The 22,661-nt window shown below is 60.5% G+C and carries 20 protein-coding genes and 3 pseudogenes; 9 read left to right on the plus strand and 14 right to left on the minus strand.

Features of this window, described 5'->3' with window-relative positions; all coding sequences use genetic code 11:
- From KGB07_RS00005 to KGB07_RS00035, 8 genes and pseudogenes are all read right to left on the minus strand, one after another.
- A pseudogene (locus KGB07_RS00005) lies at positions 1-232 on the minus strand (transcriptional regulator); the annotation flags it as partial.
- Positions 232-714: an RNA polymerase sigma factor gene (locus tag KGB07_RS00010; RefSeq protein WP_404942365.1), complete on the minus strand. Its 483-nt coding sequence runs from the start codon at positions 712-714 to the stop codon at positions 232-234. The gene KGB07_RS00010 and the pseudogene KGB07_RS00005, both read right to left, overlap by 1 nt.
- A gap of 66 nt (positions 715-780) precedes the next feature.
- Positions 781-1,323: a tetratricopeptide repeat protein gene (locus tag KGB07_RS00015; protein WP_223464058.1), complete on the minus strand. Its 543-nt coding sequence runs from the start codon at positions 1,321-1,323 to the stop codon at positions 781-783.
- Between the two features lie 303 nt (positions 1,324-1,626).
- On the minus strand, positions 1,627-1,749 hold the full coding sequence (locus KGB07_RS29475; RefSeq protein ID WP_185754816.1) for an alpha/beta fold hydrolase: 123 nt from the start codon (positions 1,747-1,749) through the stop codon (positions 1,627-1,629).
- An 11-nt stretch (positions 1,750-1,760) separates the two neighbouring features.
- Positions 1,761-1,958 (minus strand): annotated as a pseudogene (locus KGB07_RS00020) (alpha/beta hydrolase); the annotation flags it as partial.
- A gap of 85 nt (positions 1,959-2,043) precedes the next feature.
- Positions 2,044-2,478, minus strand: a complete 435-nt coding sequence (locus KGB07_RS00025) for a YqaA family protein (RefSeq protein ID WP_046042112.1) — start codon at positions 2,476-2,478, stop codon at positions 2,044-2,046.
- The gene (locus tag KGB07_RS00030; RefSeq protein WP_150753558.1) at positions 2,478-2,924 is read right to left on the minus strand and encodes a DUF411 domain-containing protein; all 447 of its coding nucleotides are present in this window, start codon (positions 2,922-2,924) and stop codon (positions 2,478-2,480) included. The genes KGB07_RS00025 and KGB07_RS00030 overlap by 1 nt, the downstream gene beginning before the upstream one ends.
- 211 nt (positions 2,925-3,135) lie before the next feature.
- Entirely contained in the window at positions 3,136-4,131 is a 996-nt protein-coding gene (locus KGB07_RS00035) for an aldo/keto reductase (RefSeq protein WP_046042110.1), read from the minus strand.
- Between the two features lie 117 nt (positions 4,132-4,248).
- On the opposite strand from KGB07_RS00035, the gene KGB07_RS00040 reads away from it, so the two are divergent.
- Positions 4,249-5,175 (plus strand): LysR family transcriptional regulator, encoded by a 927-nt coding sequence (locus KGB07_RS00040; RefSeq protein WP_046042109.1) that lies wholly within the window; start codon positions 4,249-4,251, stop codon positions 5,173-5,175.
- A gap of 7 nt (positions 5,176-5,182) precedes the next feature.
- Here the strand turns inward: KGB07_RS00040 and KGB07_RS00045 are convergent, their stop codons facing one another.
- Entirely contained in the window at positions 5,183-5,320 is a 138-nt protein-coding gene (locus tag KGB07_RS00045; protein WP_185754815.1) for a hypothetical protein, read from the minus strand.
- 156 nt (positions 5,321-5,476) lie between these two features.
- Here KGB07_RS00045 and KGB07_RS00050 point away from each other — a divergent pair, with 156 nt between their 5' ends.
- On the plus strand, positions 5,477-5,665 hold the full coding sequence (locus KGB07_RS00050; protein WP_007970993.1) for a hypothetical protein: 189 nt from the start codon (positions 5,477-5,479) through the stop codon (positions 5,663-5,665).
- Positions 5,666-5,673: 8 nt separating this feature from the next.
- Here KGB07_RS00050 and KGB07_RS00055 read toward each other — a convergent pair whose 3' ends face one another.
- Positions 5,674-6,045 (minus strand): fe2+ zn2+ uptake regulation protein, encoded by a 372-nt coding sequence (locus KGB07_RS00055; RefSeq protein ID WP_223464060.1) that lies wholly within the window; start codon positions 6,043-6,045, stop codon positions 5,674-5,676.
- 248 nt (positions 6,046-6,293) lie between these two features.
- Between KGB07_RS00055 and KGB07_RS00060 the strand changes: the two genes are divergently transcribed.
- Positions 6,294-8,642 carry an acylase gene (locus tag KGB07_RS00060; protein ID WP_223464062.1) on the plus strand — a complete coding sequence of 783 codons (2,349 nt, stop codon included), beginning with the start codon at positions 6,294-6,296 and terminating at the stop codon, positions 8,640-8,642.
- A gap of 57 nt (positions 8,643-8,699) precedes the next feature.
- Here the strand turns inward: KGB07_RS00060 and KGB07_RS00065 are convergent, their stop codons facing one another.
- Positions 8,700-9,701: a FecR family protein gene (locus KGB07_RS00065; protein WP_223464064.1), complete on the minus strand. Its 1,002-nt coding sequence runs from the start codon at positions 9,699-9,701 to the stop codon at positions 8,700-8,702.
- Between the two features lie 216 nt (positions 9,702-9,917).
- Positions 9,918-14,750 (minus strand): annotated as a pseudogene (locus KGB07_RS00070) (dermonecrotic toxin domain-containing protein).
- A 233-nt stretch (positions 14,751-14,983) separates the two neighbouring features.
- On the opposite strand from KGB07_RS00070, the gene KGB07_RS00075 reads away from it, so the two are divergent.
- A complete protein-coding gene (locus KGB07_RS00075) occupies positions 14,984-16,024 on the plus strand; it encodes an Ldh family oxidoreductase (protein ID WP_046042102.1) in 1,041 nt (346 codons plus the stop codon).
- 57 nt (positions 16,025-16,081) lie between these two features.
- Here the strand turns inward: KGB07_RS00075 and KGB07_RS00080 are convergent, their stop codons facing one another.
- Complete coding sequence (locus KGB07_RS00080) at positions 16,082-16,399, minus strand: YqjD family protein (protein ID WP_223464066.1); 318 nt, start codon at positions 16,397-16,399, stop codon at positions 16,082-16,084.
- A 164-nt stretch (positions 16,400-16,563) separates the two neighbouring features.
- Between KGB07_RS00080 and KGB07_RS00085 the strand changes: the two genes are divergently transcribed.
- The gene (locus tag KGB07_RS00085; RefSeq protein ID WP_007970091.1) at positions 16,564-16,818 is read left to right on the plus strand and encodes a hypothetical protein; all 255 of its coding nucleotides are present in this window, start codon (positions 16,564-16,566) and stop codon (positions 16,816-16,818) included.
- Positions 16,819-16,827: 9 nt separating this feature from the next.
- On the opposite strand, the gene KGB07_RS00090 is transcribed toward KGB07_RS00085, so the two are convergent.
- Entirely contained in the window at positions 16,828-17,736 is a 909-nt protein-coding gene (locus KGB07_RS00090) for a LysR family transcriptional regulator (RefSeq protein ID WP_046042100.1), read from the minus strand.
- Positions 17,737-17,820: 84 nt separating this feature from the next.
- Here KGB07_RS00090 and KGB07_RS00095 point away from each other — a divergent pair, with 84 nt between their 5' ends.
- From KGB07_RS00095 to KGB07_RS00110, 4 genes are all read left to right on the plus strand, one after another.
- Positions 17,821-18,744: a carbon-nitrogen hydrolase family protein gene (locus tag KGB07_RS00095; protein ID WP_223464067.1), complete on the plus strand. Its 924-nt coding sequence runs from the start codon at positions 17,821-17,823 to the stop codon at positions 18,742-18,744.
- Positions 18,745-18,880: 136 nt separating this feature from the next.
- A complete protein-coding gene (locus tag KGB07_RS00100) occupies positions 18,881-20,545 on the plus strand; it encodes an AMP-binding protein (RefSeq protein ID WP_223464069.1) in 1,665 nt (554 codons plus the stop codon).
- 16 nt (positions 20,546-20,561) lie between these two features.
- Positions 20,562-21,323: an SDR family NAD(P)-dependent oxidoreductase gene (locus KGB07_RS00105; RefSeq protein WP_046042097.1), complete on the plus strand. Its 762-nt coding sequence runs from the start codon at positions 20,562-20,564 to the stop codon at positions 21,321-21,323.
- Positions 21,324-21,335: 12 nt separating this feature from the next.
- Entirely contained in the window at positions 21,336-22,529 is a 1,194-nt protein-coding gene (locus KGB07_RS00110) for an acetyl-CoA C-acyltransferase (RefSeq protein WP_223457062.1), read from the plus strand.
- Positions 22,530-22,661: the final 132 nt, after the last annotated feature.

Here is a 22,661-nt window from a genome sequence, read left to right on the forward strand (position 1 = left end):
GGGCGGGTGAGGGCATTGTGGCGAGCATGGCTTGCAGGCGATCCACCGGCGCCTGTCGGGCCAGCTCATCGTAGGCGTCCTTGAACGGCAGGCTGCTGCGATCCAGCCACTGCAGGCGAAGGCCGAGCATCGGGTCGGCACTGACGGCCGCGTCGATGCGCGCGCGCTGCTCGGTATCGAGTTGGTTGTCGAGGTAAGCCACCAGTTGTTCGTCCGAGGGTATCGTGTTCATCAATGTTCTCCTCGGTTAGGGGTGGGCACCGTGTGCAACGGTGGGTATTCGGCCAGTTTCGCCCGAGCGGCGGCCAGGCGGCTCATGACCGTGCCGATGGGCACTTGCAAGACGTCAGCGACTTCTCGATAGGACAAGCCTTCGACATACGCGAGAAACACCGTTTCGCGCTGGGTCTCGGGCAACGCATCGACGCGACGGATGACCTGCGCCGCCAACACGTGGGTCTGGGCCACGGATTCACCATCGAACGACAAGGCCTGATCGGCGTCTACCTGGCCCTGACCCTGGCGCACCCGTCGGGCGCGGACTTCGTTGAGCCAGATCGAATGCAGAATGCTCAGCAGCCAGCGGTCCATGCGCGTTCCCGGCACGTATTGCCCGGCCCGTTCCAGCGCCCGCACGCAAGTAGCTTGCACCAGGTCATCGGCGACATGCCGTTGCCGGGACAGCAGCAGGCCGTAGCGCCATAAACGCGCCAGATGCTGGTTCAGTTCCGTTCGTATTGCCTGATCGCTGGCGATGGCGACCTCCGTCCGCTCGGGTTGTCAGGTTTTCGATGAACCGTTGATGGCTTCGGCCAGATCCTGGTACTCCTCGCATTGAGTACTGCCGCAGATGGATTTGATCTGCTGTAGTTGCTCCTGCGCAAGATCCAGCCGGCCTTTGATCACATAGGCCTCGCCGAGGTATTCGCGGACTTGCGCATACTGCGGGTCAAGTTTTACCGATTGCAGGTAATAGCCGATGCCTTCGTCGGTACGTCCCAGTTTACGCGTGGCGTAGCCGCGATAGTTCAACGCTTTTGCCGTGTTTGGCTGTTTCAGCGTGTCGAGCAGGGCCAGGGCTTCTTCATAACGCTCGGCCTTGGCCAGTTGATAGGCATAGTTGGTGCGGTCTTCGTCCGGCACCAGGTTGCTGGTCTGCCTCACGCACCGATGCGATCTGGTATCCAGCACCTGACCTTTCGGGCAGTTGGGCCTGGTGGGCATGTCGTCACCGCCGCCACCACCGTTGGCCAGGGCGAGGGAACCGGACAACCCGACGGCCAGCAACAGGGGGGGCATCAGAACAGCAAAGCGAATATTCATGGGCATTGCTCCACAGGTTCATGGGTTTCGGATCAGGTTGCGCCCCGCCAGACGCAGCGCATGGTTGATGTGATGAGAACACCGCAGCATGAACAATTATTCGTTACGCGTGGTGTTTTCAAGGAAAGCACATAGCGCAGCGTTGTGTGCGCTGAAGATCCCTGTGGGAGCGAGCTTGCTCCCACATTGGAGTATCAACCCAGCAAACGAATCGGAGCACCCGCCGACCAGGCCACCACATCCCGCGCCACATCCTGCCAATCATCTAGCACTGCAATCTGCACTGGCATCAGCCTTTCCTCTTCAACGCACTGGGTTGGTCTTTTTCAGCCAGGCGAGCAGGGCCTGGTGGAATTGTGCCGCTTCTTCCATCTGTGGTGCGTGGCCCATGCCGGGGAATTCGACCAGCGTGGACTGGGGAATCATCTTGGCACTTGTTTGCCGTGGGCGGCGACGTCCGTGTAACCCATTTGCAGGGATTGGCCCTGGGATTCAAAGGCGAAGTGCTTGAGGGTGTAGGGGGAGTCAAAACCTTGCAACTCGGGGCCGTATTCCGGTCCTTCGGCGTGGGCAATGACGGGCAGGGTGGCGGTCAGTAAAAGGCTGGGCAACCAGCGGGAGAAGGGGCGCGACATGGGAGAGCTCCATGGAAAATCCGCCGATGCTGGATCGATTCGATTGGGGCGGCATTAAACACAGGCAACCGTCGCCCTTGATGGTTCAACCCATCCAGCCCAACGTCGCCACGGCCAGCACGCCGTAGCGGGCACCTTTGGCCAGGGTGACGATCAGCAGGAAGCGCCCCAGCGGCTCGCGCATGACCCCGGCGACCAGCGTCAGCGGATCGCCGATCACCGGCAGCCAACTGAGCAGCAATGACCAGTGGCCGTAGCGTTGGTAATGCAGCCGGGCTCTTTCCAGGTGTCGGGGACTCACCGGAAACCAGCGTCGGTCGCGGAATCGCTCGATGCTGCGTCCCAGCCACCAGTTAAGCAGCGACCCCAGAACGTTGCCGAAGGTTGCCACGGCCAGCAGTGCCCAGAGCCAATAGCGATCGCTGAGGAGCAATCCGACCAGCACCGCTTCGGATTGCAACGGCAGCAGCGTGGCAGCACCGAATGCCGCGAAAAACAGCCCGAAGTACGCGCCGGACATCAATGGGCGGGATAGTCCGCAACCACCACGTCAGTGCCGTCCTTTTTCAGGCCGATGACCTGATAGGCATCGCTCATGCCGTCCATTTCCATGCCGGGCGAACCCATGGGCATGCCGGGGGCCGCGACGCCCAGCAGATCGTCGCGCTTGCTCAAGGCCAGGACCTGGTCGGCCGGGACATGACCTTCGACGAATTTGCCGTTGATCAACGCGGTGTGGCACGACGCCAGGCGAGGCGGCACGCCGTGCTGCTGCTTGAACTCGCTCATGTTGGCTTCGACGTGGTCTTCGACCTTGAAGCCATTGGCCTCCAGGTGGGTGATCCATTTTTTGCAGCAACCACAATTGGCGTCGCGATGAACCTCGATCGGAATGAGGTCGGCGGCCTGGGCCAGGGAGGACATGAACAGGGCGCTCAGGGCGATCAGACGCAGAGGGTTTCGCATGGGATTCGTCTCGGCTAACGGGCAAAAAAACGCATTCTGACCATTTTTATGGATCAGGCATTCAAGGAGTGTTTCGAAGTGCTACAAGGAGCCGCCGCTTGATGATGGTAGATCAACGCTGACAGGCAGATGAGGGGCACATTACAAAATCGTCAGGATAGACTTGATGGGGGAGGCGGCCCGTTGCGCTTATCGAACGGGCCGGCAACCCTTAGCGGTCGAGCAGTTTCATGACTTCTTCCGGATAACGCAGGCCAGCGGTGGCATTTGCCGGAAAGATCGCTTCCAGCGCGTGCAGTTCTTCGGCGCTCAGCGCTACATCCAGAGCAGCCACGTTTTCTTCGAGGTACTTGCGTTGCTTGGTGCCCGGAATCGGAATCAGGTAGTCACCCTGGGCCAGCACCCACGCCAGTGCCAGTTGGCCCGCCGTCACGCCTTTTTCTGCCGCCAGCGCTTGTATCTGTTGCACCAGCAGCAGGTTTTTCGCGAAGTTCTCGCCCTGGAAACGCGGGCTGAAGCGGCGGTAATCGTCGGCCGCGAAATCATCCGGGTTTTTCAATGCGCCGGTCAGAAACCCTCGGCCCAACGGGCTGTAAGGCACAAATGCGACGCCCAGGCGCTGGCAGGCCGCCAGACAACCGTTTTCTTCCTGATCGCGACTCCACAGTGAATACTCACTTTGCAACGCACTGATCGGATGAACCTTGTGCGCCCGTTCCAGGGTCGCCGCCGAGGCCTCGCTCAATCCCAGATAACGCACCTTGCCGGCACTGACCAGTTCGGCCATGGCGCCGACGGTTTCTTCGATGGCCACCTGCGGGTCGATTCGGTGCTGGTAATACAGGTCGAGAGTGTCCACGCCCAGGCGCTTCAAGCTACCGTCGATGGACTGGCGAATGTATTCCGGCCGACCGTTGACGCCACGGGCGGTGGGGTTGGCCGGGTCGCGGACGATCCCGAACTTGCTGGCCAGGAACACCTGATCGCGCTTGCCGGCAATGGCTTTGCCGATCAGTTCTTCATTGGAGTGCGGGCCGTACATGTCGGCGGTATCGAGCAGGTTGACGCCCAGTTCCAGCGCGCGATGCAAGGTGGCCGTGGCCTCCCGGGTGTCGGTGCCGGTGGTGTAGAAATCGGTCATGCCCATGCAGCCCAGGCCGATGGCCGACACCTGTGGACCGTTTTTTCCCAATTGACGTGTGTGCATGAAATCAGCTCCCTGTGAAGTGAATCGCCATTGTTCGCCTCGACAGAAACAAGATAAACCGGCTAAAACGGCTATCACTATTCGTTAAATCTAAATAGTCAGCCGGTGGAGCCAGCAATGGACCGTTTCAACGCCATGCGCGTCTTTACCCGAATCGTCGAGTTGGGCGGCTTTGCCAAGGCCGCCGACAGCCTGCAATTGCCCCGGGCCTCGGTCACCATCCTGATCAAGCAACTGGAGGCGCACCTTGGGGTGCAACTGCTGCAACGCACCACGCGGCAGATCAGCCTGACGCTCGACGGCGCGGCCTATTACCCGCGTTGCGTGCGCTTGCTGGCGGACCTGGAAGAGACCGAAGCGGTGTTCAGTGCCGCGCGCCACAATCCCAAGGGGTTGTTGCGCGTGGACATGCCGGCGGGCGTGGGGCGCCTGATTGTGATTCCGGCACTCCCGCAATTCACCGCCCGCTATCCCTTGATCGAGCTGGAAATCGGCCTGAATGACCGGCCGGTGGACCTGATTCGCGAAGGTGTCGATTGTGTCTTGCGCGGTGGTTCACCGCTGGACGATTCGCTGGTGGCGCGGCCGCTGGTGGTGTTGGATCAGGTGACCTGTGCCAGCCCCGACTACCTGCAGCGGCACGCTGCGCCCCATACGCTCGATGACCTGCGCGGGCACCAGATGGTCGAGTACGTCTCCAGCAGCAGCGGAAAACGCTATGGACTGGAGTTTGTTGTCGGTGGACAAGTGCAGTCGGTCGACTTGCCCAAGCAGGTGGCGGTCAACAGTGCCGATGGTTATCTGGCGGCGTGCGAGGCCGGATATGGCCTGGTGCAGATGCCGTACTATCACGTAGCGCGGCAACTGGAGGAGGGGCGTTTGTGTGAAGTGTTGAGGGAAGTGCCGCCACCGGGCATGCCGATGACGGCGCTTTATCCGCCGCACCGCCAGTTATCCCGGCGGGTGCGTGTGTTTGTCGATTGGCTGGTGGAACTGTGTGCCCAGCCCGGCAATGACTTTTACCGCAAGGATTCAGGGCATTGAGTGGTTGTTAACGATGCTGGTAGTAACCCGGTCCGCCATGGTTGTCATAGTGATCGTGGTGCCAGCCCCCGTGGGGGAAAACAATGCATCCGCTCAGGGTCAGGATGGCAAACAGGGGAATCAGCAGAGTGATTCGACGCAACATTTGAAAGTCCTCATGGTTATCGCCGCAATGAAGCTAAAACTCTTCATCGGCTGTAACATGAGACCCCGCTTGTAGCCGCTTATCCCCGAAACAGGGTAAGCGCTTGGCATGCGCGTCGATACAAACCGGATACATTTTCAGATTCAGGAACCCGCAATGACTCAGTCGCAACGTTTGAAATACTCGATTCTGATCTCCCTGGTGGTGCTGGGGATCATGTTTGGCCTTTCCTGGTTGCAGAACACCGGCGTCATCAGCGAAAAAATGTTCCAGTACATCGCCATTGGTGTGGCGGTGATCGTGGTGGTCATCAATGGCGTGATGCGCCGCAAGGTCAAGCCCTGATCATTCGATCATCGGTTGCGCAGGATGGCAGCAGCCTGTGGATGCAGGCTGTAGCTTTTGTCGGGGTTGAGGACAATCACGCCTTCGCTGCACAAACGTTTTAGCACTTCACGCACGCTGAGAAAGGACAGGGGAATATCCAGCTCCAGCAATTGGCTGTGCACGCCGCGCACGCCAAGGCTGCGGTCGTTTTCGGCGGCCGTCAGCAAGGCGTCGATGACTTTCAGGCGGATCAGACTGGTTCGAAGGCCAAAGCTTTTGAGCAGGATCCGGATCCGCTCGTTGCCGTGGCGATCGGTATGCGGCTCGAGTACGCCGACTCCCATGGAAGTACCCTTTGGCGCATTGCTACCGTCCGTTGGCAGTTGCGAGTTGTACATTGCAAAACTCCTTTCAGAGCCTGATCAGGAAAAAATGGGCGCTCTTACAGGACTAGACGTATGAGCCGCCCGAATCATGAAGGCTCGAATGTAGAAAATTTGTCGCCATCGCGTGATCAACCTGTCAGACCATGGGTCGTTGCACAGTAATTTCCTAAATTTTTGTGGTGAGCTTCGTCCCTACAGGGAGGCTTGGTGCGCGTGGGTATGCGCAGCCGTGGCCATCGATTTTTCGATCAGGAGCGAGCGTGATTATTTCCAGCCAGTTAACCAGGTTGAGCCTGGCGGGTGTGACTCTGGGGTTGAGCCTCGGGCTGAGCCTTGCGGCGAGCGCGAGCGGTACGCCTGCGCAAACGAGCGCGGACATCCGCAGAACCGGTTTCGGCGTGCCGCACATCCGCGCCGACAACGAACGCGGGCTCGGCTACGGCATCGGCTATGCCTACGCCCAGGACAACCTGTGCCTGCTGGCCAACGAGATCACTACGGTCAACGGCGAACGTTCGCGGTATTTCGGGCCGGATCAGTTCACCGTTGAGGAGCGCGAGAACCTGGTCAGCGATGTGTTTTTCACCTGGCTGAACACCCCGCAGGCGGTCGCCGGTTTCTGGCAGGCCCAGACCCCGCCAGTGCGTGAGCTGATTGAAGGCTATGTGGCGGGGTACAACCGCTCCTTGAGCGAACGTCGCGCCCAGGGATTGCCGCCGCAGTGCCAGGGCGATTGGGTGCGCGACATCACCACGTCGGATCTGGTCAAGCTGACCCGCCGCCTGTTGGTCGAAGGTGGTGTCGGCCAGTTTGCCGAAGCCCTGGCCGGTGCCACGCCACCCAAAGCCGTTGCCCAGGCGTCAAGTGCACAGGCAGCGTTCCAGGTGGCCGCCACGCGGATGCAGCGCTTTGCCCTGGACCGGGGCAGCAACGCCGTCGCGGTCGGCAGCGAGCGTTCCTTCAACGGACGCGGTATGTTGCTGGCCAACCCGCACTTTCCGTGGGTGGGCGGCATGCGTTTTTATCAGATGCACCTGACCATTCCCGGCAAACTGGACGTGATGGGTGCGGCGTTGCCCGGCCTGCCGCTGATCAACATCGGTTTCAATCAACATCTGGCCTGGACCCACACCGTGGATTCGTCCAGGCATTTCACGCTGTATCGCCTGCAACTGGACCCCAAGGATCCGACCCGTTACCTGCTCGACGGCCAGTCCTTGCCGATGGACACGCAGACCGTGACCGTCAACGTCAGGCAGGCGGACGGGCAGGTCCGGGCGATTTCCCACGAGGTCTACAGCTCGAAATTCGGTCCGGTGGTGCAATGGCCGGGAAGACTGGATTGGGATCATCAATACGCCTATAGCCTGCGTGACGCCAATCTGGATAACGACCGCGTTCTGCAGCAGTGGTACGCGATGAACCGTGCTGAAAACCTCAAGGATTTCCAGGCCTCGGTGCACAGGATCCAGGGCATTCCGTGGGTCAACACGCTGGCGGCGGACGATCAGGGGCAGACGCTGTACATGAACCTCTCGGTGGTGCCCAACGTCAGCGTCGACAAGCTGGCGCAATGCAGCGATCCGCGGGTTGGCTTGCAGATGATCATTCTCGACGGTTCCAACAGCGCCTGTGCCTGGGACATCGACCCGCAGGCGCCACAACAGGGTATCTATGCAGCGGACAAGTTGCCGCAATTGCTGCGCAAGGATTTTGTCCAGCATTCCAACGACTCGGCATGGATGGCCAACCCGGCGCAACCGCTGACCGGCTATTCGCCGTTGATCAGTCAGGACAGCCAGCCATTGGGGCTGCGTTCACGTTTTGCCCTGGATCGTTTGAGTATGTTGACCAAGGCCGGCAAGGTCGGGGCTGCGGACTTGCAACGCATGGTGATGGACGATCAGGTTTATCAGGCGGATCAAGTGATGCCGGACCTGCTGCAATTTTGCGCGACGGATTTCGGTGCCGATGCAAAAACGCTTGCGCCACTGTGCGCCAGCCTAAAGGCCTGGGACCGCAACGCGAACCTGGGCAGCGGTCTGGGTTTTGTGCACTTCCAGAATGTCATGGAGGCATTGGAGTCAATGCCGGACGTATGGCGCGTGGCATTCGATCCGCAGGATCCGCTACATACTCCACGTGGACTCGCTGTCGATCACCCGCAAGTGGCGAAGGCGCTGCGGGCAGCGATGCTGGCTTCAGTTGAACAGGTCAAGGCATCAGGACTGAAACCCGATAGCCGTTGGGGCGATATCCAGGTGGCCAGCAGCGGCGGACAACAGACGCCGATCCATGGCGGGCCGGGTGCGCTGGGGGTGTATAACGCCATCCAGAGCGTGCCGCGCAGCGATGGCAAGCGTGAAGTGGTCAGCGGCACGAGTTACCTGCAAGTGGTGACCTTTGACGAAAACGGACCGCAGGCCAAAGGGCTGCTGGCGTTCTCGTTGTCCAGCGACCCGACCTCGAAGTATTCACGAGATCAGACGCAGGCATTTTCCAGGAAGCAATGGAGCGTGCTGCCTTTCACCGAGCAACAGATCCTGTCCGATCCGGCCTATCAGGTGCAGACGATCCGCCAGCAGGATGCCGAGGTGGCCGCGCAGTAAGGGAGTGGAGTTTTGCATGAACGCTGAAGGCCGCACCCCGCAGGGGTGGCGGCCTTTTCAACTTTTCGGGGAGGTTTGCGGAATCGCGTTGACCACCAGATTGCCGTTCTGGTTACGGGTCAGGTAGACCGGCAGGACCCGCGGCAAGGATTTCACCAGGCCGTTGATCTCCTTGATGTTGTAGATGCCGCCGATGTGGATCGAACCGGTGCTGTGGTCAGCCACCATCAACGGTTTGTCCAGGTAGCGATTGATCAAGGGCAGCGCATCGCTCAGGGCCAGATCGTCGAGCACCAGCTTGCCCTGACGCCAGGCCAGCGCGCTGTCATTGTCATAGGTCTGGCTGATGCGGGGGATGAAATCGCCGCGGTGATAACTGGCCTGCATCGCCGGGTCCAGACGCAATCCGTCGCCGGGCAGGTCGGCGTTGCTGCTGACCAGTACCGAACCCTCGATCAGGTTGACCTTGACCTGGTCTTCATACATCCAGACGTTGAATTGGGTGCCGGTCACGCGAATACGGCCTTCGGCGGCCTTGACCACGAAGGGGTGGCGGGTGTCATGGCTGACCCTGAAGAAGGCTTCGCCTTTTTTCAGCGTGACTTGCCGCTGATCCTTGTAGTTGCTGTACGTCAGCTCGCTGCCCAGGTTCAGTTCCACCTGACTGCCGTCTTTCAAGGTGACCGTTCGAACATTGTCGGTCGCTTCGAAATGCTGGTACGCATTCGGTACCCAGCCCAGGTGCCAGCCGCCATAACCGGCCAAAGGCAGTGCCAGGGCACATATCGCCGCGGCAATACCCAGGCGGCGCCACGGGTTTTGCGCTTGGGTGCGAACCAGCGGCACGACGGGTTCGGGACGGGGCAAGTCGCCAGCGACATCCCAGATCTCCAGCATCGCTTCGTACTCGAAGGCATGGAGCGGATGCGCGTTACGCCATTGCGCGAACGCCTGGCGCTCTTGCTCGGTGCAGTCACTGGCGTGCAGACGCATGCACCAATGCGCAGCGGCATCGGTGATGGCGTCGTATTCGGCTTCCGAAAGCGTGTGATCGGTCATTGGCCCTTCCTGGTTTCCTGCATTCTAACCTTGGGGGAAGTCTGCGAGAACATCAGTCATGGCATTTAACCATCAATGTGTAATTTTTTTTCAACGCCTCGCCTCTGGAACACCTGCTATCGAGTAGCAGTATCCACAGGGGCGCCTGAAAAAAAGATCACATCAAACACTGCTGTAGCGCGCAGATCCGGGGATCTGCGCGTTATTACGCCGGGATCAGGGTTTAGGGGGCGTAGCGACCGGTATCGGGTCCAGTTGCCGGCCCATTTCGCAGATCAAGAAAGCGATCGAGTCGGCATTGTGCAAAATGACGTCGATGCGCTGCTTCGAATCCTTCGCGCTTAAAAAAGCGTCTCGTGCCTCATCCATGGTCTGGCTGCCCGTCAGCTTCAGGATAGTCTCACCAACGTGATAAGAACCCGGTATCGAATCCAGGCTGATCCAGGATTGCAGTCCGCTGTTCCAGCGTGCGAACAGTTCCTCCTCTGGGGTATCCATCGACAAGGCTTCTCGCTGGAAGTCCAGCTGAGACTGTTTCTTTTCTGCGTCCTTGGCGGTGACCGACGCTACCAAATCGCTGAATGGCAACCTGGCCTCAAGGTATGCAATGTCCACTGCCCCGGAAAACAAATTAGCGAACTCGTGTATCAAGGTCGCGGCCTGGCCGTGGCCGTCGAGATCGAAGGGCTGTGTCAGGCGGGATTTGTACCAGTCGAGTTGTTGATCGAAGAATTTTTCCGTGAAGTGCACATTGCGCTGTAGATCCTTCTGCACGACAAACGCAACGAGGTTGTCCTTCGAGTTCCGGTTTGAACCGACGATAAAGCGTTGCGAATTCATCCAGTCTTCGTCGGGATCGACCAGCGCGTTGCAGATGGGGACGATGGCCTGTCTGATTTTCTCGATCAGTGCGTTGTCGACTTGGTCAACATCAAAGAACTGTTTGAGGAAGGTATCGAGCCTTGTGCCAGGTACGAGTTTCCTGAGTTGCACCAGGTTGTGCAGGCTGTTGAACGCGTAATAGCGGGCCATGTCGATGGCCTGCACGATCATGCGGGCTTTTTCGGGATGTCTTGCCCGGATTTCTTCCATCCCCCGGGCCTCGATGTTCAGCACCTCCCTGGCAACATAGGAATTGACATTCTGATTGCGCATTTTCGAGACGGCTTTGCCGAAGTGAACGGTGTGGAAATCCGGGTCGATGACCAGTTGGTTGTCAGGAGCAGTGTGTAACACGGGGCCTTCTTGCGTACCTTTGACCATTCGCCAGACCGCGCCGGCCTTGCTCACGCCGTACACCTTGCCGGCAATGGCGGCGAAGGTTTTCTGGCTGCCCGGTTCCAGATAGGTGCCGTCACTGCTGTTTTTCGCCAGGTCCTTGAGTTCAACCGTGGTTTCGAACGGTTGCAGCCGGGTACGCATTGCTGCTGTCGACAGAATCTTCGACCAGGGTTGCGCGATCACGGGGGTGACAACCGATGGAGCAACGGCTTCGCCGGTTGCCTGGGCGCTTTCGGCCCATCCCTCAAGCGACAACCGGCCCAATGACAGGATTTGTGCCGCGCCGGCAACAAAATCGCGCAACGCGGTTGTCCAGTGATGGTCCTGCAGGGCTTCGGCTGAGTTCAGGGCGTCCTTGTAGGCCTTCCAAAGAAACTGTACATACGCGAGTTTGCCCGGCAGCAGGCCCGAAATGCGCTCGATGCCGGAGCCGAAAAGATGTTTGACGGCCTCCCAGTCAGACTGAGCGGTAGCGTTTGCCTGGCTGCCGAGCATCTTCATCAGCAGCTTAGTGTTGTCATGGAACAAATGGGTGAGCAGGTTGCCACCGATGGGGTTGGACGCGAGGGTGATTTCGCTCGACTGGCCGACAGTGGACTCGAACAGGTTGCGAAACGCCGTTTGCTCACTGTCCGGCAGGCGACGTAGCAACATGTCTTGCAATGGCCCCGGTGTGTTGAGCGCCGCGACAACGCTGGCCTCGTTGCCGAACTCAATGAACGGTGAACCAGCGGGGTGGTAAGGGGCAAAAAGGATTTGCGGGCCTGACTTGCCCGAGCCTGGGCCAATCAGGTAAAGGCCCAGCGCTTTGACGGTAGCGGCACCGCTGGTTTTGATCAGTTACAGTGGCCGGGCAATTGCGTGTGCGCCTTCTACAGTCGCCCGGGCGATGGCGTCCGGCATGTCCAGCACTTGCCGAAGCAAATCGAAGCCACTATCGGACAGCCGCTGTTGCAGTTTGAGTTCGTGGGCGTGTTGCAGCAGTTGCCAGGGCAATTGTTTGACGAAGCGCAGGATCCGTTTTTCAAAGTCCGCCGCTTGATTCGACAAGTTGTCGGTGACGTTTTTGGCATAGTTCTGCGTAATGTCCAGTGACAGCAGCAGTTGGCGGACAGCCGCCTGGTCCAGCCCCTCGGGCAGGGCTTGGGTGGTTGCCGACCTGACCTTGAACCCGGTGCCTTGCGCAATGTTGACGTGGTGCAAGGCGAACTCGGTGAGGCTCCGGGCGGGGCCGACCAGGGTCAGGTCCGGGGTGATTTCAATATTGTCAGGATCCAGCGCTGTTGCGGGGAAGCGGATGCGAAGCAACGACGTCAACGTTTCATGCACGTACGACTTGAGGGGGGTGATCCCGTGTAAATAGTCTTTGTCCTCAACAACGCTGTTGCGGTATTGCTCCAGCAGTTCAAGGTGCAGTCGCTGCTCTTGCAGCGGAGCCATTCCCAGCCAGGCGGGCAGGGACTGCTGCTGGCTGATCGCCCGGGCAATAGACGAGGCTCTTCGCAGGTTGGTGTTGAGCACCGCTGTGGTCAGGTCTTCAAGGGCTTTTTTCTGCTTTGTGTCGCTCAGGTCGAACGTGCGTACGTGTTCACAGCGAGCCAGGAAGTGCTCGATGGACGATTGCGCGACCCGTTCCAACACAGACCCTTCAATCAGCCGCAACGGTCCGAGTGAGTAGCGTTGGTGAAAGACGCGCTGGGCCGGGGTAAGGTTTTCCAGCAACGCCAGGCGTAGTTGCGGTTCGAGCAGGCGACGGTTCAGTTCCAGCCTTGCATGAGTGACGGTGTCAAAGACTTCCAGGCCCTCGGCGGGTGTCCACAGGATCGTCCGGCCGGAATGGGAGGGATCGAGTCCGCCACGCTCGGTCAGCAGCAGACAATGGGCCAACGGCAGGACATCCTCCTGGCCGGAGCGCTCCAGCGTCAACGAGTAGGCATCGGGGCGAAAACCCTTGAGTGACAGGCGGTTTTGCCGGTTGGGCAGGTCCGGGTTGAAGACCGTTTCGACAATGGCCCGATCCGCATCCCGCAGTGTCGCGCCGAGCACCCGCAGGCTGGCCTCGCCCCGCAGGCCAACGGAAAGTGCATGGGCCAGGTGGGGTTTGATGTTTTGCAGATAGTCCTGTTGCAGGGCCAGAGTAGCAAACGGTTGTGCTGCAAAATCTGCGTTGATCAGTGTTTCGATGTCGCTGAAGTTCTTGACGAAAGCGGCCGCCGTATCGGCCAGTACCATGGAGGGATGCTGATCGCCGGATAACACGGGGCGCGTGCTCCAGCGTCCGTCGGTAGCCTGCGTCAGCAGTCGCTCGCTGATCATTGAGCGGATATCCAGCGCTTTGTCGAACAGGGCGTGGATGTCTACGGCGCCGTCACTGTGACGGAACACTTGCAGGGCGTAATCCATGTTCTGCAGCTGCTTGCCGATGATCCCGTCGAAGAGCCTGGGGAAGATCGCGCCGGAAATCACTTCGCCGGTCACATTCGGCCGGTCAAAACCAATGAAACGCTGGCGCTCCTCCAGACTCAGCAGGCCATAGAGTTCATCCTCGTGACCGGCCGCGCTGAACTTGCTCAGCACCGTATCGCGCAAGTCCTGATAGTCCTCGAGCACCTGCAGGCCTGCGGTGGGCGTGTAGAGAAACGCATTGCCGGCGCTGACCATCAGTGAGCCGGCCAACTCCACATAGTTGGCCTGGTACTCCCACAGGCGCACGGTTTCGACCGTCATTGATTCGTTCGTCCGGCTGGCCGTCGAGATCAACGCGTGCAAATCCTGGCTCTGCTCAGGGGTGATGATCCCGGCTTCGCGCTTGAGCAGCAGTTGCACTCGCGCCTGATCGGCGATGGCCTTGCCGAAGAACTGGCGACGCGATGCACCATCGGCGCTCGCCGCATCCCAGAAACCTTCGAGCTGCCCGATCAGCAGGCTGATCAGGTGACGTGAGATCGTCGTGACGGCGGCCTCCCAAAGTGGCTGGTCGGTTTTTGCCGGGGACTTTTTCGAATGGGAAAACTCAGGGGAAGACCCGGCTGGCCAACGCTGATGGCGATAGTGCAGGAGGACGGCCTCACTCAGGGACAGGGAGTTGGCCCAGCGTCGCGCCGGATGGCTTTCGTCAGCGTTCTCTGGCGTTGTTGCCTGGTAGAAGTTCACTTGGGTCTGGCGCTGATCCAGGCCGGGGAAAGCCGCTGCCAGCTGTTCATTGAGCAATGCGTCGAGCAGCGATGTCAGGGACGGCAGCGCTTTCAACTCGTCGAGCAGGGCCTGGTCGTTGAGTTGCTGATGGGTGGAGAGGGTATTGCGCTGTTCTTCGAACACGTCGCCATCGATGGTTTGAAAGTTCAGTTCGATGTCGGCGGCGTCCACCACTGCCTTGCGTTGAGACAGCGCCATGAAGGCCAGCAGGTCGCTGTCTTCGCTGGCCGCCTTGAGTTGCGTCAGCAGTTGTTCGGTCAGGTCCGTTCGGTTGGCGAACTTTTTTATTCCGGCGTACGGGGTGTAGAAAATCAAGCCATTGTCATCGGGCGTCGCGGTCAGCACAAAACTGCCGGCCAGCGCCATGGGTTCCAGGCCCGGGATTTTCAGCAGGATTTTCTTCGCCAGCATGGGCGGCGTCTGCTCATCGCGCAGTGCCTGGGTGGCCAGTTCGATATGGCTGAACCATTCGAAGTCCCTTTGCGTCAGCCCGTGGGTTTGGCCAAGTTCTCTCCAGAGGCCGCGCGACGTCAGCGCCTCGGGGAAGAACAACGGAGTTACTGGTGTAGACATCGTCGAGTCTCGTTCAAGGGGCCACTCAAAGGCGCCTGTGGATTGAGCATCGAGACTAAAAGCCGGTGCGTTGACGCGGGTGGTAAATAGTTAACGCACGGGGCGGGGGTATTCGTGACAGGGATATATCTCATTGCCCTGAGCGAAAGGTTGACAGGTCGCACGCCGCGCGTTGTTAATCGGCGGGTCTTTGTACGCTGTTGTTCCCTCCAATAATTAGTCTGGAGCTTCAGATGTCTGCGCCACACGATCACGCCTCTACCGCAGTTTCGCCACACCTGTCACTCGAAGCGCTGAGCGCTTTGCTGGAGAAGATTTTTCTGCGTCATGGCACGTCGGCCGAGGTTGCCCGGGTGCTGGCGCAAAACTGCGCCGGTGCCGAGCGCGACGGCGCGCACAGTCACGGGGTATTCCGCATTCCAGGTTATGTTTCGACGCTGCAAAGCGGCTGGGTCAATGGCCAGGCCGTTCCGGTGGTCGAAGATGTGGCTTCTGGGTTTGTGCGGGTCGACGCCAACAACGGTTTTGCGCAGCCGGCCCTGGCGGCGGCACGCGAACTACTGGTGCAGAAGGCCCGAAGTGCCGGCATCGCGGTGCTGGCGATCCGTAACTCGCACCATTTCGCGGCCTTGTGGCCGGATGTCGAACCCTTCGCCGATGAAGGCCTCGTGGCATTGAGCGTGGTCAACAGCATGACCTGCGTGGTGCCCCACGGTGCCGACCGGCCGCTGTTCGGCACCAACCCGATTGCCTTCGCTGCGCCGCGGGCCGATGGCTCGCCGATTGTCTTCGACCTGGCCACCAGCGCCATTGCCCACGGCGATGTGCAAATTGCCGCCCGCGAGGGTGAGCGCTTGCCGGAAGGGATGGGCGTGGACAGCCTCGGCCAGCCGACCACGGACCCGAAGGCGATTCTTGAGGGCGGCGCGTTGCTGCCTTTCGGCGGGCACAAGGGCTCGGCGTTGTCGATGATGGTCGAGTTGCTCGCGGCGGCACTGACCGGCGGCAATTTTTCCTTCGAGTTCGACTGGAAGAACCACCCTGGCGCCAAGACACCCTGGACTGGCCAATTGCTTATCGTGATCGATCCGGCCAAAGCGGCGGGGCAGAGTTTTGCCGAGCGCAGCCAGGAACTGGTGCGGCAAATGCACGGTGTCGGCCTGAAGCGTTTGCCGGGTGATCGGCGTCATCATCAGCGCGCGAAGTCGCTGGCCAATGGCATTGAACTGGATGGGCGGACACTGGCGAACTTGCGGGAGCTGGCGGGGCTCTGATCTTGCAGGAGCGCGCAAGCTCGCTCCTGCAAGGTTTGCGGTGTTTGATCGGAATGCTTAGCGACGCCCCAACAACAACCCCACCACCAGGCCAAACCCGGCTGAAATCGCCACGGTTTGCCATGGATGCCCGCCGATATAGGTTTCAGTAGCCTCGACCGCGGGCAGGGTGCGGTCGCGTACGCTGCTCACCGAATTCCTGGCCTGCTGGAGTTTCAGGGCGATTTGTCCACGAAGGGTCTCGGCTTCTTCCCCGACCAGTGAGGCACTGCTTTTCAGCAGCTTTTCCGACTCTTCGATCAGCGATTGAAGCTCGCTGAACGCTTGATCCTTGATTTGATCTTCGGCGGCTTGCGCGGCGGTTTTGCGGGCCATTGAAGTACTCCTTGCAGGTAAGTGGACAGTGAACAATGGAGTTTGCCGTTGTTGGAAAAGTTGCAGCTATTTTGCCCGGGGAGGTCATCTTCCTGAAAAACCGGCGCAGGACCTTTCGTCCTACAGTGTAAGATGTCGCCTATTTTACGCAGCAGGAAATTCCCATGAGCTTCAATCTGGCCGACAAACCCCTCGCCGAGCGCGCTGCGCTTGAAGACGAGAAATCCCGTCTGTTCGAACTCTGGCAAAACAACCTGGGCAAAGCCAAGGGTGAGGCCGCGCGGTTGTTTGGCGAACGGGCCAAGCGCAAAGGCAAGTGGGCCGAATGGGTGCGCGCCGAACTGGACGGCATGTCGCCCCCTGAATACGCCAACATGGTGCGCAGTGAAGTCAATCGCCTGATGGCGGCCAACAAGTAACATCGGCTGTCAGGCGAAGCTCGCGACAATCGCCTCGCGCACTTTCAATAGCACCGGGTCGAGCTGGGTGCTGGTACGCCAGCCCAGTTCGATCGGGTAGCGCGGCAAGGCCAGGGGGCAGGGCAGCAGCGCCAGCCCGCTGAGTGTTGCGATGCTTTGGGCGGCATGGGCCGGAATGGTCGCCACCGCCCGGCTGCCTTTGAGCAAATGCGGCAACGCGGCAAAATGCGTGGTCGAGGCGCACACTCGCCGACTGAGCCCCAGCGCCGCCAATCCTTCATCGGTAATCCCGATAAAACCGCCGGACGACACCAGAATGTGTTCGCGGGCCACAAACTCCTCGAGACCGATGCTCTGCTGGCCCTCGACCAAGCTCGACGGGTCCGCCAGGCACAGATAACCACCTTCCCCCAGCACCTGACGGCTGAGCAGCCGCTCGGCAAACCCACCCGCGGTAATTGCCAGGTCAATGCTGCGCTCCATCAGTGCCTGGGCGACGATCTGGCTGTGGGTCTGGCGGAAAATCAGCCGCAGTTTAGGCGCGCTACGGGCGATTTCTTCGATCAGCCGCCGGCCGTAGGCAATCTCGAAATCATCCGACATTCCCACGGTGACCGAGCGACCTTCGTACTGTTGCGCAGCCGGGTCGACCATCGCCAGGCTCTGCCGGCATTTGTTCAGGGCATCGCTGACCACCGGTTTGAGCTGGTTGGCCTTGAGCGAGGGGGCCAGGCCGCGCCCTGTGCGCACGAACAACTGATCGCCATACAGCTCGCGCAACCGACGCAAGGCCGCGCTGACGGCCGATTGCGTCACGCCCAGGCGAAGTGCGGCACGGCTGGCACTAGACTCTTCGTGGAGTGCTTCGAAGACTTTGAGCAGGTTGAGGTCGACGTCGGTGATATTCATTTGGCTCATATCATTCAGCAGTGAATTGGTCTTTATTGATGATTGCCTGACGCCGGAGAATGAGCAACACCTGATGCGAATGGAGTTTCCGAGATGCCCAAATCAATCGTAGCGGCCCTGCAAATCGGCGCCTTGCCCGGTGGCAAGGCTGAAACCCTGGAACAGATCCTGTCCTATGAAAGCGCGATCATCGAATCCGGTGCCGGGTTGGTGGTGATGCCGGAAGCGCTGCTGGGCGGTTATCCCAAGGGCGAGGGCTTTGGCACCCAATTGGGCTATCGCCTGCCGCAAGGGCGCGAAGCCTTTGCCCGTTATTTTGCCAATGCCATCGACGTACCTGGTGTGGAAACCGAGGCGCTGGCGGCGCTGTCGGCACGCACCGGAGCGAATCTAGTGATCGGTGTGATCGAGCGCGCCGGCAGCACCTTGTACTGCACTGCGCTGTACTTCGATCCGCAGGCCGGACTGGTGGCCAAACACCGCAAACTGATGCCCACCGGCACCGAACGCCTGATCTGGGGCAAGGGCGATGGCTCGACCTTGCCGGTGATCGACAGCCAGGTCGGGCGCGTCGGTGCGGTGGTGTGCTGGGAAAACATGATGCCGCTGCTGCGCACGGCGATGTACGCCAAGGGCGTGGAGGTGTGGTGCGCGCCGACCGTGGACGAGCGGGAGATGTGGCAAGTCAGCATGCGCCACATCGCCCATGAAGGGCGCTGCTTCGTGGTCAGCGCCTGCCAGGTCCAGGCATCGCCCCAAGCCCTGGGCCTGGACATTGCCAACTGGCCGGCGGAGCGGCCGTTGATTGCTGGCGGCAGTGTGATCGTAGGTCCCATGGGCGACATCCTCGCAGGACCTCTGCGCGACAGCGCTGGGTTGCTCACCGCGCAAATTGACACCGACGACCTGGTACGCGCCCGCTACGACTATGACGTGGTCGGGCACTACGCCCGGCCGGATGTGTTCGAGCTGACCGTGGACGAGCGCGCCAAACCCGGAGTGCGCTTCACCTCCTGATGCCCTGCGGGCTTTGGCCAAAGCAGTCAGGCAACTTGATAACTTTGACCATTGCCCGCTAACCCGCACAGAGCGAGTATTTCCCTGTTGATTACGGTTCCCCCAACCTAATAAAAAACACAGAGGGATTCTGGCAATGCGCGATTACTTGTCTGCTACTTCTCAGTTCAATTATCAGCACACCGTCGATGCCGCACTCGCAGGCGATCTGACGGCCCTCAACGCCTGTGTCGAATGCTGTGACCGGCATGCCTTGCCGGGTCGCATCGCGCTGTTCTGGGAAGGACGCGACGGCACTGGTGCGACGTACACCTTCACCGACTTGCAGGACAAGGCCGCGCGTTTCGCCAACTACCTGCTGGCCCAGGGCGTAAAGAAAGGCGACAAGGTCGCCGGCCTGTTGCCCCGCAATATCGAACTCTTGATCACCGTGTTCGCTACCTGGCGCATCGGCGCGGTGTATCAACCGCTGTTTACCGCGTTCGGGCCCAAGGCCATCGAGCACCGCCTGGGCAGCTCTGGCGCCAAAGTGGTGGTGACCGATGCAGTGAACCGGTCGAAACTCGCCGAAGTCGCCGATTGCCCGACCATCGTTACTGTCACCGGCCCCAAAGGGCAGGGCCTGGTGCGTGGCGATTCCAGTTTCTGGGCCGAACTGGCCAATTGTTCCGCCGACTGTGAACCGGTGCTGCTGACCGGCGAAGATCCGTTCCTGCTGATGTTCACCTCGGGCACCACCGGCCCGTCGAAAGCGCTATCGGTGCCGCTCAAGGCCATCGTTGCGTTCCAGAGCTACACCCGCGATGCCGTGGATCTGCGCCCGGAAGATGCCTTCTGGAACGTCGCCGATCCGGGTTGGGCCTACGGTATTTATTTCGGGGTCACGGGGCCAATGTCCATGGGTCATCCGATCACCTTTTACGATGGCCCGTTCACCCTCGAAAGCACCTGCCGGGTGATCAACAAGTACGGCATCACCAACCTCACCGGTTCGCCGACGGCCTACCGTTTGCTGATTGCCGGCGGCGATGAATTCGCCAGATCGATCAAAGGCAAGCTGCGTATCGTCAGCAGCGCCGGCGAGCCGCTGAACCCGGAAGTGATCCGCTGGTTCGCCGACAACCTCGACGTGGTTATCCACGACCACTACGGCCAGACCGAACTGGGCATGGTGCTGTGCAACCACCACGGCCTTGAGCACCCGATTCACATGGGCGCCGCCGGTTTTGCCTCGCCGGGCCACCGCATTGTGGTACTGGACGATGAATACAAGGAACTCGGCGTTGGCCAGCCGGGCATCCTCGCCATCGACCGCAGCCAGTCGCCGATGTGCTGGTTCGCCGGCTACGAAGGCGGACCGACCAAGGCCTTTGTCGGCAACTACTACCTGAGTGGCGACACTGTCGAGTGGAACCCGGACGGCAGCATCAGCTTCGTCGGTCGCAGCGATGACGTGATCACCACTTCCGGCTACCGGGTCGGTCCCTTCGACGTGGAAAGTGCGCTGATCGAACACCCGGCCGTGGTCGAGGCTGCAGTGGTCGGCAAGCCCGATCCGGAGCGCACCGAACTGGTCAAGGCCTTCGTCGTACTCAGCCCACAGTACCGCGCCGCCCCCGAGTTGGCCGAAGAGCTGCGCCAACACGTGCGCAAGCGTCTGGCGGCGCACTCGTACCCCCGTGAAATCGAATTTGTCAGCGAATTGCCGAAAACCCCCAGCGGCAAATTGCAGCGCTTTATCTTGCGCAACCAGGAAATCGCCAAGGCTCAAGAGGCTGCGGCGAAGAACCTTCCAGCTTGAATCCAGGGAAACAATGATGCAGATCCAGAACAAGATTTTTATCGTCACCGGTGGCGCTTCCGGCCTCGGTGCAGCCACCGCCGAGGTGCTGGTCGCCGCTGGCGCGAAAGTGATGCTGGTGGACATGAACGCCGAAGCCGTTGCAGCCCAGGCCCAGCGCCTTGGTGCACACAGCGTGGTGGCGGATATCAGCAACGAAGCGGCGGCCGAAGCTGCGGTACAGGCGACGGTCAAAGCCTTTGGCGGCCTCAATGGCCTGGTCAATTGCGCCGGCATCGTGCGTGGCGAGAAGATTCTCGGCAAGAACGGCCCACATGCGCTGGCCAGTTTCAGCCAAGTGATCAACGTCAACCTGATCGGCAGCTTCAACATGCTGCGTCTGGCGGCAGCGGCGATTGCCGAGACCGAAGCGGATGCCGATGGCGAGCGCGGCGTGATCATCAACACTGCGTCTGCCGCAGCTTACGACGGTCAGATCGGCCAGGCGGCTTACTCGGCGTCCAAGGGCGCGATTGTCAGCCTGACCTTGCCGGCGGCCCGTGAGCTGGCGCGTTTCGGGATACGTGTAATGACGATCGCCCCGGGCATCTTCGAGACGCCGATGATGGCCGGCATGACCCAGGAAGTCCGCGACTCCCTGGCCGCTGGCGTGCCATTCCCGCCGCGCCTGGGTAAACCGGCCGAGTACGCCGGGCTGGTCAGGCATATCATTGAAAACAGCATGCTCAATGGCGAGGTGATCCGTCTCGACGGTGCCTTGCGCATGGCCGCCAAGTAAGGAGGATTTGTCATGACTATTTCCAACGATCCAATTGTTATCGTCAGCGCCGTCCGCACCCCGATGGGCGGCTTCCAGGGCGAATTGAAAAGCCTGACCGCGCCGCAACTCGGCGCGGCGGCCATCAAAGCAGCGGTGGAACGCGCTGGCGTTGCCAGCGATTCTGTCGACGAAGTGTTGTTCGGCTGCGTGCTGCCGGCCGGCCTTGGCCAGGCCCCTGCGCGTCAGGCGGCGCTGGGCGCGGGGCTGGATAAATCGACCCGCTGCACCACCCTGAACAAAATGTGCGGCTCCGGCATGGAAGCGGCGATTCTGGCCCATGACATGCTGGTGGCGGGCAGTGCCGACGTCGTGGTCGCCGGTGGCATGGAAAGCATGTCCAACGCACCTTACCTGCTGGACCGCGCCCGTGCCGGCTACCGCATGGGTCATGGCCGGGTGCAGGACTCGATGTTCCTCGATGGCCTCGAAGACGCCTACGACAAGGGCCGCCTGATGGGCACCTTCGCCGAAGAATGCGCCGAAACCAATAGCTTCAGCCGTGAAGCCCAGGACGCGTTCGCCATTGCCTCGACCACCCGCGCGCAGCAGGCGATCAAGGACGGCAGCTTCAAGGCCGAAATCGTCCCGCTGACCGTGACCGTCGGCAAAGAGCAGGTGGTGATCAGCAATGACGAGCAGCCGCCAAAAGCCAGGCTGGACAAGATCGCTTCGTTGAAACCGGCGTTCCGCGATGGCGGTACGGTGACGGCGGCCAATTCCAGTTCGATCTCCGACGGTGCCGCCGCGTTGGTGCTGATGCGCCAGTCGCAGGCACAGAAGCAAGGCCTGAAACCCTTGGCGGTGATTCATGGCCACGCCGCATTCGCCGACACCCCGGGCCTGTTCCCGGTGGCGCCAATCGGTGCGATCAAGAAATTGATGAAAAAAACCGGCTGGTCGCTCAACGACGTCGATCTGGTGGAAGTCAACGAAGCCTTCGCCGTGGTCGGCATGGCCGCGATGACGCATCTGGAAATCCCCCACGAGAAGCTCAACGTGCACGGCGGTGCGTGCGCCCTCGGTCACCCGATCGGGGCGTCCGGCGCGCGGATTCTGGTGACCCTGCTTTCGGCCCTGCGCCAGAAAGGCTTGAAGCGCGGCGTGGCAGCGATTTGCATCGGTGGCGGTGAAGCGACGGCGATGGCTGTGGAATGCCTCTACTGAAACTGACGCCAATCCCAAGTGGGAGCGGGCTTGCTCGCGAAAGCGGTGTGTCATCCGACGATGATGTCGACTGACACGGCCTCTTCGCGAGCAGGCTCACTCCTACAGGGTTCTGCGTCGTAACCAGATTCA

It is taken from the genome of Pseudomonas sp. GL-RE-26, from assembly GCF_019956275.1.
In the GTDB taxonomy this organism is placed as follows: Bacteria; Pseudomonadota; Gammaproteobacteria; order Pseudomonadales; family Pseudomonadaceae; genus Aquipseudomonas; species Aquipseudomonas grandcourensis.